Annotated in this window: 10 protein-coding genes; 5 read left to right on the top strand and 5 right to left on the bottom strand. The window is 72.1% G+C overall.

Translation table 11 applies throughout. The features are described 5' to 3' along the window. Positions 1-381: 381 nt before the first annotated feature. A complete protein-coding gene (locus tag WMI84_RS15015; protein ID WP_347354548.1) occupies positions 382-990 on the bottom strand; it encodes a DinB family protein in 609 nt (202 codons plus the stop codon). Positions 991-1,004: 14 nt separating this feature from the next. Beyond that, positions 1,005-1,601, bottom strand: a complete 597-nt coding sequence (locus WMI84_RS15010) for a DinB family protein (protein ID WP_347354546.1) — start codon at positions 1,599-1,601, stop codon at positions 1,005-1,007. A gap of 63 nt (positions 1,602-1,664) precedes the next feature. On the opposite strand from WMI84_RS15010, the gene WMI84_RS15005 reads away from it, so the two are divergent. The 3 genes from WMI84_RS15005 to WMI84_RS14995 all read left to right on the top strand — a co-directional run bounded on the left by WMI84_RS15005 (position 1,665) and on the right by WMI84_RS14995 (position 4,072). Then, the gene (locus WMI84_RS15005; protein WP_347354544.1) at positions 1,665-2,621 is read left to right on the top strand and encodes a YafY family protein; all 957 of its coding nucleotides are present in this window, start codon (positions 1,665-1,667) and stop codon (positions 2,619-2,621) included. Positions 2,622-2,730: 109 nt separating this feature from the next. Continuing rightward, positions 2,731-3,594 carry a 16S rRNA (cytidine(1402)-2'-O)-methyltransferase gene (rsmI, locus tag WMI84_RS15000; RefSeq protein WP_347354542.1) on the top strand — a complete coding sequence of 288 codons (864 nt, stop codon included), beginning with the start codon at positions 2,731-2,733 and terminating at the stop codon, positions 3,592-3,594. Positions 3,595-3,652: 58 nt separating this feature from the next. Further along, positions 3,653-4,072, top strand: a complete 420-nt coding sequence (locus WMI84_RS14995) for an OsmC family peroxiredoxin (protein ID WP_347354540.1) — start codon at positions 3,653-3,655, stop codon at positions 4,070-4,072. Positions 4,073-4,221: 149 nt separating this feature from the next. On the opposite strand, the gene WMI84_RS14990 is transcribed toward WMI84_RS14995, so the two are convergent. Then, entirely contained in the window at positions 4,222-5,802 is a 1,581-nt protein-coding gene (locus WMI84_RS14990) for an HD domain-containing phosphohydrolase (RefSeq protein ID WP_347354538.1), read from the bottom strand. A gap of 208 nt (positions 5,803-6,010) precedes the next feature. Here WMI84_RS14990 and WMI84_RS14985 point away from each other — a divergent pair, with 208 nt between their 5' ends. Continuing rightward, the gene (locus tag WMI84_RS14985) at positions 6,011-6,583 is read left to right on the top strand and encodes an OsmC family protein (protein ID WP_347354536.1); all 573 of its coding nucleotides are present in this window, start codon (positions 6,011-6,013) and stop codon (positions 6,581-6,583) included. 1 nt (position 6,584) lies between these two features. Further along, complete coding sequence (locus WMI84_RS14980) at positions 6,585-7,826, top strand: NAD(P)-binding domain-containing protein (protein ID WP_347354534.1); 1,242 nt, start codon at positions 6,585-6,587, stop codon at positions 7,824-7,826. Positions 7,827-7,883: 57 nt separating this feature from the next. On the opposite strand, the gene WMI84_RS14975 is transcribed toward WMI84_RS14980, so the two are convergent. Together WMI84_RS14975 and WMI84_RS14970 are read right to left on the bottom strand one after the other, a co-directional pair. Beyond that, complete coding sequence (locus tag WMI84_RS14975; protein ID WP_347354532.1) at positions 7,884-8,270, bottom strand: type II toxin-antitoxin system VapC family toxin; 387 nt, start codon at positions 8,268-8,270, stop codon at positions 7,884-7,886. Further along, on the bottom strand, positions 8,267-8,533 hold the full coding sequence (locus tag WMI84_RS14970; protein WP_347354530.1) for a hypothetical protein: 267 nt from the start codon (positions 8,531-8,533) through the stop codon (positions 8,267-8,269). Before WMI84_RS14970 ends, WMI84_RS14975 begins: the two co-directional genes overlap by 4 nt. Between the last annotated feature and the right edge of the window lie 36 nt (positions 8,534-8,569).

Raw genomic sequence — 8,569 nt, 5'->3', positions numbered from 1 at the left:
ACAGTGCCCTCGATCAGGTGTCGAGCCGTCCTGCTGGGGACAAGATGGGGACAACCAGCGTCCCCATGGTGGAGAACCGACCCAAGCCGGTGGATGACACGCCATCACCCTGTGGATGACGAGATGTCTCGGCGAAACCCCTTGTTGCGCAGGCTGATTGCGAGGTAACATCAGACCACGCGATTCCCTCGGGAGGAGCGGGGCAACTCGGATGCGAGGGTCCAGCCGGCGGGGCGACCCGCCGCACGCGCCAGGTGACGAGGCGAGTGGGATCGGAACGACCGAGATGTCGATCGGAAGCGTCACCTCGACCGGTCAAAGAGAAGGGCCCTTGGAACTCATACTTCTGAGGGCCCTTCGCCCTGTCACGGTCAGACCCTGTCACGGCCGAGCCGGCGCCTTGGGACGCCAGGGCTTGAGCCACGGTGTCTCAGGCCAGCCCTCGCGGCCCGCGACGAGCTCGTACATCGTCGCGCCGTCGATCGACTCGCGGATGATGTCGGCATGGCCGGCGTGGCGGGCCAGCTCCTCGATGAGATGCAGGACGACCCAGCGGACCGACCATGCGTCGACATCCCTCGGGAACCAGGGGGCGTCCCGCGGCACGGGAACGGGTGCGTCGAGATCGGCGGTGCGCAGCACCCGCCGCGTATGGTCACCGACCTCGCTGAGCCGGGCCAGGAGAGACTCGAGGGTGTCCTCGTCGGTCAGGACGAAGTCGCTGCCGTATGCCGCTGCCCGCTCCTTCGCGGGTCGCCCGTCCCGGGCAGGTGGTTCGGGTGCGGCCTCGACCCGGTCCATCCAGCCCTGTTCGCAGGTTGCGACGTGCTTGACGAGCCCGCCCATCGTCAGCGTGCCCGCGGTCGGGGCGAGCCGGATCTGCGGCTCGGTCAGGCCGTACGCCGCAGCGGCGAAGGCGTCGCGCTGCTGGTCGAGGTAGGCGACGAGGCCGTCGCGCTCGTCGGTGACGGGAGGGACCTGTGCCGGCATGGTGTGCTCCTTCCTCAGTCGGCGCGGTGGGCCCAGAGGTCGCGCAGCAGGGCGATCTCCGCGCCGTGGTGGATCACCTCGCGGTTGATGTGCAGCACGAGCACGCCGCGAGCCGTGTCCTGCCAGGGCCCCTCGGCCGGACCGCACGGCTCGAGCAGGTCCGCGTCGCTCCAGGTGCGCAGCCCGGAGAGCCAGGCGGCATACGCCTCGTCGAGCTGGGTGAGGGCCCCTTGAGCGGTGCCGGAGTAGTCCCACGTCAGGTAGTCGGCCTCCGGGCCGCCGAAGTGGCCGTGCACGCGGGCGCCGAGCACGCCGACGATGACATGCGCGAGTCGCCAGGCGATGGTCGTGACCGGGGCAGGACTTGGCTCGGGGTAGGCCCAGTCGATCGTGAGCTCGCCCGACCCGCCCTGGAACTCGGTGGTGCCCTGCCCTCTGGGGTGGAGGTTCCAGGCGCCGGGCGTCGGCTCCCAGAGGTACTCGTCGTCGCTGAGGCTCGCGAGCCGCGCGCGCAGCTGGTGCGTCCAGTGCCAGTCGAGCTGCTCGACCAGCAGCTCGCGCGTGGTCGTCGTCGAAGTTGTCGCCGGAGTCGTCGGCGTTGTCGTCTCCATGGGAACGAGTGTGGCACCCATATAGGACAAGGCTTGTCCGCAGTGTTCGAGATGATGGGTGACATGGCGACATCGACGCTCGGGCCGACTGCACGGATCCTCCGGCTGCTCGACCTGCTCCAGTCCCGACCGACGTGGAGCGGGACCGAGCTCGCGGAACGGCTCGGCGTGACGACCCGCAGCGTGCGCAGGGACGTCGAGCGGCTGCGCGGGCTCGGCTACCCGGTCCGGGCCGAGCACGGGGCCGGCGGCGGCTACCAGCTCGGGATGGGCCGTCGCCTGCCGCCGTTGCTGCTCGACGACGAGGAGGCCGTCGCCGTCGCGGTCTGCCTCCGGCTCGCGGCGGGCGGCACCGTCGAGGGTCTGGGCGAGGCAGCCGTGCGGACCCTGGCCAAGCTGGACCAGGTGCTCCCGGCCCGACTGCGTTCGCAGGTCGAGGCGATCCACCGTTCGACGGTCACCCTGGACAGCCTGACGCCCAGCGTCGATGCGACTGTCCTGCTCACGGTCGCCCGCGCCGTTCGGGACACCGAGCGGATCTCCTTCTCCTACAGCGCTCCCCGTGGTCGGAGCGAGCGCCGTGCCGAGCCGTACCGCATGGTCGCCACGGGTCGTCGGTGGTACCTGCTCGCCTACGACCTCGAGCGGGAGGACTGGCGGACCTTCCGCCTCGACCGGATGACCGTCGTGCGGTCCGGGGGATGGCGGTTCCGGCCGAGGGAGGCGCCGGATGCCGCCGAGTACGTCCGCCGGGCGATCACCCGGTCCGGCTACGAGCACGTCGCGCGGGTCCGCATCGCCGCGCCCAGAAGCGACGTGGAGCAGGTCGTACCGGCATCGGTGGGCATCCTCACGGCAGCCGGCCGACAGCACACGATCCTGGAGGCGGGCGGCCACGACCTGCGCTGGATCGCCCTGCACCTGGGCGCACTGCCGTGGGACTTCGAGGTGCTCGAACCCCCCGAGCTCGTCGACGTGGTGCGCGAGCTCGGGGCCCGGCTGGCCCGGGCGACGCCGTGACTGCACTGTCGATCACGATTGCCGCACTCTCGAACGGGATTGCTGCACTGTCGATGTGGTGAGACAAGCGGATGTGGTGAGACAAGCGGATGTGGTGAGACAAGCGAGGATGACAGGCATGCCCCCCACCGAGAGCACCGGCGTCCTGGTCCTGGCGGCAACCCCGATCGGGGACCTCCGCGACGCGGCACCGCGGCTCGCCGACGAGCTCGCGTCCGCCGACGTCGTCGCCGCCGAGGACACCCGCCGACTCCAGCGCCTCCTCGCAGGCCTCAGGGTCACCCCGGCCGGCACCGTGCTCAGCTACCACGAGCACAACGAGGCCTCCCGCACCCCCGAGCTCGTCGAGCGACTGACCGCCGGGGACCGGGTCGTCGTCGTCACCGACGCCGGCATGCCGTCGGTCTCCGACCCGGGCTACCGCCTCGTCACGGCGGCGGTCCAGCGCGGCATCCCCGTCACCTGCGTCCCAGGGCCGAGTGCGGTCCTGATGGCCCTGGCCGTCTCGGGCCTGCCCGTCGACCGGTTCTGCTTCGAGGGCTTCCTGCCCCGCCGGGCCGGCGCCCGCGCCGGCACACTGGCCGGCCTGGCCGACGAGCGTCGCACCATGGTCTTCTTCGAGGCGCCGCACCGGCTGGCCGACACGCTGACCGCCATGGGGGATGCCTTCGGCGCCGACCGGCCCGCCGCGGTCTGCCGCGAGCTGACCAAGACCTACGAGGAGGTGCGCCGCGGCCGGCTCGCCGAGCTGGTGGCCTGGGCGGCAGCGGGCGTCAGGGGGGAGATCACCCTCGTCGTGGCCGGCGCGGCACCCGCGGTGCCGGACCTCGAGAGCCAGCTCGGCGGCATCCGGCAGCGGGTCGCGGCGGGGGAGCGGCTGAAGGACGTGTGCGCCGATGTGGCGGCCCGGACCGGCCTGTCGAAGAAGGCGCTCTACGACGCCGCCCTTGTAAGAACCGGCGATGGAGGGTAAGGCTGGAAGGAGAGGGCCGGCCGAGCCGGTCGGCCACAGAACAAACAAGGAGTGACAAATGGCAACCACCCGTACCGGATCAGCCCACTGGGAAGGGACCCTCTTCGAGGGCAAGGGTTCGACGAAGCTCGAGACGTCCGGCGTCGGGCAGTTCGACGTGACGTGGCCGGCCCGGGCGGAGGACGCGGGTGGCGTGACCAGCCCCGAGGAGCTGATCGCCGCCGCGCACGCGACGTGCTTCGCGATGCAGCTCTCGAACCTGCTCGCCCAGGCCGGGCACCCGGCCGCGAGCCTCGACACGACCTCGTCCGTGGTCTTCGACGCCCCGAAGATCACCGGGATCACCCTGACCGTCAAGGGGAACGTCCCTGGCATGAGCGACGAGGACTTCCGCAAGCACGCCGAGAACGCCAAGGACACCTGCCCGGTCAGCCAGGCGCTCAAGGCAGTGCCGATGACCCTCGAGATCCAGAGCTGAGGCGTATGCCGCTCAGCTGAGTCCCGCAGCGCCCCTCCGCGCCGACGTGGTCGGGGCGGAGGGCACTGCCGGAGCGCCGTGACGGCGTGGTGTGCGGTAGGCCCCGCCCAACGACCATCTGGCCCGGCGCAGGCTACCGTCGGCCCGGATCAGCCAGCCGGGCGGGGGAACTCTTGCGTGAGCCCGGCGTGGACGGCATACAGGCCCGCGCCTACCCGGTTGGTCACCCCGATCTTGGTATAGATGTGCTCGACGTGGTTGCGGACCGTCTTCTCGGACAGCACCAGCTCCTTGGCGATCTCCCGGTTGGTCCGGGCCAGGGCGAGCAGCCGCAGCACCTGCACCTCGCGGGTGGTCAGCCCGTCCGGCCACAGGCCCCGGCGGCGGGCCCGGCGCCCGGTCACGGCGAGCACCGCCTCGACCGCCTCCGGGTCGAGGCGGCCCGAGCGGGCCTCGTCCTTCAGACGTTGCACCGCGTCGGCCTCGATGTGCGGCGGCCGGTGCGGGCGCGGCTCGAGCCAGGTCTGGAAGCTGTCGGCAGCCGCGAGCAGCCGCTGGGCGGGGGCGAGTCCCGCGCCGGCCAGCCCTTGCGGGTAGCCCGAGCCGTCCATGCGTTCGTGGTGACATCCCGCGATCGTGGCCTCCGGCTCCAGCCCGCGCACCCGGCGCAGGATGCGCTCGGTGAAGTAGGGATGCAGCCGCACCCGCTCCCACTCCGTGGTCGTGAGCGGACCCTTCTTCTCCCAGACGGCGTTGGACACGCCGAGGCGGCCGAGGTCGTGCAGGTGCCCGGACCGCCGCACCTGCGCGGCGGTCGCCTCACCCAAGCCACACTCGGACGCCGCTCGGTCGGCCAGCTCCGCCACGCCGCGTGAGTGCCCGAGCGTGAACGGGCACTTGAGGTCCGCGAAGTCACCCACCGCGGTGACGATCCGCTCGAGCTCGGCCCCGAACAGCACCCGTTCACCGTCCGGGTCCTGCTCCAGCGCGGCCCGCCACACGTCGTTCAGGGCGAGCAGCTCCTCCCACGAGGCCTGTTCGGCCAGGAACGCGTCGGCGACCTCGGGGTCGAACTGCGTTCCGCGCCGGGAGCGCACCATGTCCAGGCTGGCCTGCACCCCGTGCGTGCGCAGCCACACCTCGGCGACGTCGGCCAGCTGTGCCACCCGCATCTCGATCGCGATGTCCTCACCGCGGACACCGTCGGGCACGCCTCGGCCGTCCCAGCGCTCGAACGTGTTCGACAGTGCCCGGGTCACCTCCGCGGGCAGGCCCACCTCGGTGGCCAGCAGACCGGCCGAGGTGCAGTGCGACCGGATCATCTCCACGAAGTCGCCGCGCCCCCGGGTCAGCACGTCGGCCAACAACCACGCTCGCTGGGGCGCCGGCCGGCCCCGGCCGACCCGGTGCACCAGCAGCTGCAGGAACGGCAGCCCGGCCCACTCCACCTCGTAGCTCGCCGCCCTGGCGTCGATGTCGTCACCGAAGTAGTGGGCGTACTCGTGCGAGTCCGCGTGACAGCCGATCCAGGAGACCAGGCTGACGTAGTAGGTCGTGGCCCGCTGCTGGGGGCTGAGCCCGAGCCGGTCGGACAGCCGGGTCGACATCAGGGCGGCGCGCAGCATGTGCTCCATCGGCTGGCCGAGGCCGAGGTCGATCGCCATCGAGAGCGCGGCGAGCAGCTCGGCGCGCCTCGGACCCTCCGGACGGGCCCCGGCATCGAGCTCCATGGCCCCTCCGATCACCGGCGGCGAATGATCCGTCCAATTCTCTCAGGAGCCGGACTCCGAAGAAACCGCCAAACCTGGGGCGGATGCCCCATGTGCGAGTACCCCCATGGCCCGCACCATCGACTCGTGACACCTGCGGGGCCAAGGCACCCAGAGGTCACCGGGCCGCCCGGGTCCCCGGGCACCCGACAACCACCAAGGAGTTCACATGTCCACAACCACTGCCCCGGTGAGCCGCAACGGCGTCGACACCGCGACCCTCTTCGCCACGCGCGATGCGGTCAAGGGTCAGCCGGAGCTCGCCGGGTTCCAGTTCCGGGCTCGCAACCGCTGGATCTCCGGGACGCACAGCCGGAGCCGGATCGGCGGGTTCTACGGAGCCGGGGCCGAGCAGCAGCACGTTCGCGGCGAGATGGTTCTCGACGCAGACCACCCGCTCGTGCTGGTCGGTGCCGACGAGGCTCCGACCCCGGTCGAGTACCTGCTGCACGCACTCGCCGCGTGCCTCACCGCAGGACTGGTCAACGTCGCCGCCGCCCGCGGGATCACCCTGCACGAGGTCGAGTCGAGCGTCGAGGGCGACATCGACGTGCTCGGCCTGCTCGGGCTGGACCCGTCGGTCCGCAACGGGTTCCAGCAGGTCCGGGTGGCCTTCCGGATCAAGGGGGACGCCCCGGAGGAGGAGCTGCGCGCGCTGCTCGACCGCTCCCGGTCCCGCTCGGCGGTCTATGACGTGCTGACCAACGGCGTGCCGGTCACCATCACGGCCGAGGTGGGTTGAGATGAGCACCCGGGTCCAGACCCTGATCGTCGGCGCCGGGCAGGCCGGGCTCGCGCTGAGCGCATGCCTGACCCGGGCCGGCCACGACCACCTGCTGCTCGAGCAGGGCCGGGTCGCGCAGCGTTGGCACACCGAGCGGTGGGACTCCTTCCGGCTGCTGACGCCGAACTGGGTCAACGGGTTGCCGGACTGGCCGTATGTCGGCGACGACCCGGACGGGTTCCTCGACCGGCGCCAGGTGACCGACTTCTTCGAGCAGTACGCCGCCTCGTTCGGGGCGCCGGTGCGCACCGGGGTGTCGGTCACCGCGGTGCGCCCCGGCCGGGCCGGGTGGTCGGTGCAGACCAGCGCCGGGCGCTACCTCGCCGACAACGTGGTCGTCGCCACCGGGCACCAGGGCGAGCCGCTGACCCCCGGGTTGGCGAGCCGGCTGCCCCAGGGAGTCCACCAGCTGCACACCAGCCGCTACCGCAACCCGTCCGCGCTGCCCCCGGGTGGCGTGCTCGTCGTCGGGTCCGGCCCGTCCGGGCAGCAGATCGCCGACGAGCTCGCGCTGGCCGGGCGGCAGGTGTTCATCGCGGTGGGCCGGCACCGGCCGATCCCGCGCTCCTACCGCGGGGCGGACGTGTACGCCTGGATGCAGCGCTCGGGGATGCTGGCCCGCACCGTCGACACGCTGGCCGACCCGCGCGCGGCCCTGACCGCGCCGAGCGTGGTACTGGCCGGCGAACCGGAGGACCTGAACCTGCGCCGGCTGGTCCGGCACGGAGTCGTCCCGGTGGGCCGCCTGCAGGCGGTCGAGGGGCCCGAGCTCTTCTTCGCTGCCGACCTGGCGACCCGGCTGGCCGAGGCCGACCACAACGTGGCCCGGCTCCGGGAGGCGGTCGACACGTACATCACGAGGGCGGGCCTGGACGTGCCCACCGAGCCGGCGCCGCCGGACTCGCTGGAACGCTGGGCCTCGACGCCGCCACGCCGGCTGGACCTCCGGCACGACCGGATCGGAACCGTGCTGTGGGCCACGGGTTTCGGACGCGACTACTCCTGGATCCACGCGCCCGTCTTCCACGCCGACGGTGACCCGGTCCAGCGCCGTGGCGTCACGGCCGCGGACGGCCTGTACTTCCTCGGCCTGCGCTGGATGCACCGGCGCGACTCCAACTTCATCGGTGGTGTGGGCGCCGACGCCGAGTACCTGGCCGAGTTCCTCACCGACACCCGCGACCTGCGGGCCACCGGGTGACCGAAGCCACCCGCGCTGCCCGAGCCCAAGGCTTGTCCCCGGCGCCGGCCGACCGTGCTATCCGGCTCTCAGCTCGATCCCACGGTCCCGAGCGGCTGAGGCGAGCCGCTCGTCGAAGGTGACCAGCGCCCCCGGGGTCTGTTCCGCGGCGAGCAGCACGCAGCAGTCGGGCAGCTTGAGCGCGGTCTCCGCGCGCAGCATCGCGAGTCGAACCGGAGCGTCGCGCACGAACTCGACCGCGGTGACCTCCAGCTGGGCCAGGGCGCCGAGTGCCTGGTCGAGCCGTCCGAGCCGCGCCGGCCCGACCAGCACCTCGGCGAGGGTGATGGGACTGACTGCCAAGGGCTCGTCGCCCGAGGACGCCAGCGCTGCCCGGGCGCGGAGGTGGTGCGTGTCGGTGGCGTCCAGATGGGCGATGAGGACGTTGGCATCGAGGACGATCATTCGGGCCAGTCCGCACGCAGCTCGGCAAGATAGCCGGGACCGTACACGTCGGTCAGCACGCCGGCCGTGCGGCCCACCGCGTCGCGGCGACGCCTCATCTGTGCGGCCCGCTGGGCGACCACGACGCGGTGTCCTTCGGCGAGGAGGCGCAGCAGGAGCCTGGCGCGACTGGGCTCGTCCGGCCACCGCTGGGCGGCGTCGTCCAACGCCTGGGCGACCTCGTCGGTCTCGGTGATGAGGTGGCGCGGCCGGGTCGTAGGCATGGCCAAGTGTATCACCAGCGCAGAAGTGATACACCG

This window comes from Intrasporangium sp. (assembly GCF_039812505.1).
Classification (GTDB): Bacteria; Actinomycetota; Actinomycetes; order Actinomycetales; family Dermatophilaceae; genus Intrasporangium_A.
This window is presented reverse-complemented; position numbering and strand designations above follow the sequence as displayed.

What these genes read in the sequence shown, in the direction of transcription:
- WMI84_RS15015 (WP_347354548.1), bottom strand. Translation starts at nt 990, where the DNA reads ATGCCGGCACAGGTCCCTCCCGTCACCGACGAGCGCGACGGCCTCGTC.
- WMI84_RS15010 (WP_347354546.1), bottom strand. Translation starts at nt 1,601, where the DNA reads ATGGAGACGACAACGCCGACGACTCCGGCGACAACTTCGACGACGACC.
- WMI84_RS15005 (WP_347354544.1), top strand. Translation starts at nt 1,665, where the DNA reads ATGGCGACATCGACGCTCGGGCCGACTGCACGGATCCTCCGGCTGCTC.
- rsmI (WP_347354542.1), top strand. Translation starts at nt 2,731, where the DNA reads ATGACAGGCATGCCCCCCACCGAGAGCACCGGCGTCCTGGTCCTGGCG.
- WMI84_RS14995 (WP_347354540.1), top strand. Translation starts at nt 3,653, where the DNA reads ATGGCAACCACCCGTACCGGATCAGCCCACTGGGAAGGGACCCTCTTC.
- WMI84_RS14990 (WP_347354538.1), bottom strand. Translation starts at nt 5,802, where the DNA reads ATGGAGCTCGATGCCGGGGCCCGTCCGGAGGGTCCGAGGCGCGCCGAG.
- WMI84_RS14985 (WP_347354536.1), top strand. Translation starts at nt 6,011, where the DNA reads ATGTCCACAACCACTGCCCCGGTGAGCCGCAACGGCGTCGACACCGCG.
- WMI84_RS14980 (WP_347354534.1), top strand. Translation starts at nt 6,585, where the DNA reads ATGAGCACCCGGGTCCAGACCCTGATCGTCGGCGCCGGGCAGGCCGGG.
- WMI84_RS14975 (WP_347354532.1), bottom strand. Translation starts at nt 8,270, where the DNA reads ATGATCGTCCTCGATGCCAACGTCCTCATCGCCCATCTGGACGCCACC.
- WMI84_RS14970 (WP_347354530.1), bottom strand. Translation starts at nt 8,533, where the DNA reads ATGCCTACGACCCGGCCGCGCCACCTCATCACCGAGACCGACGAGGTC.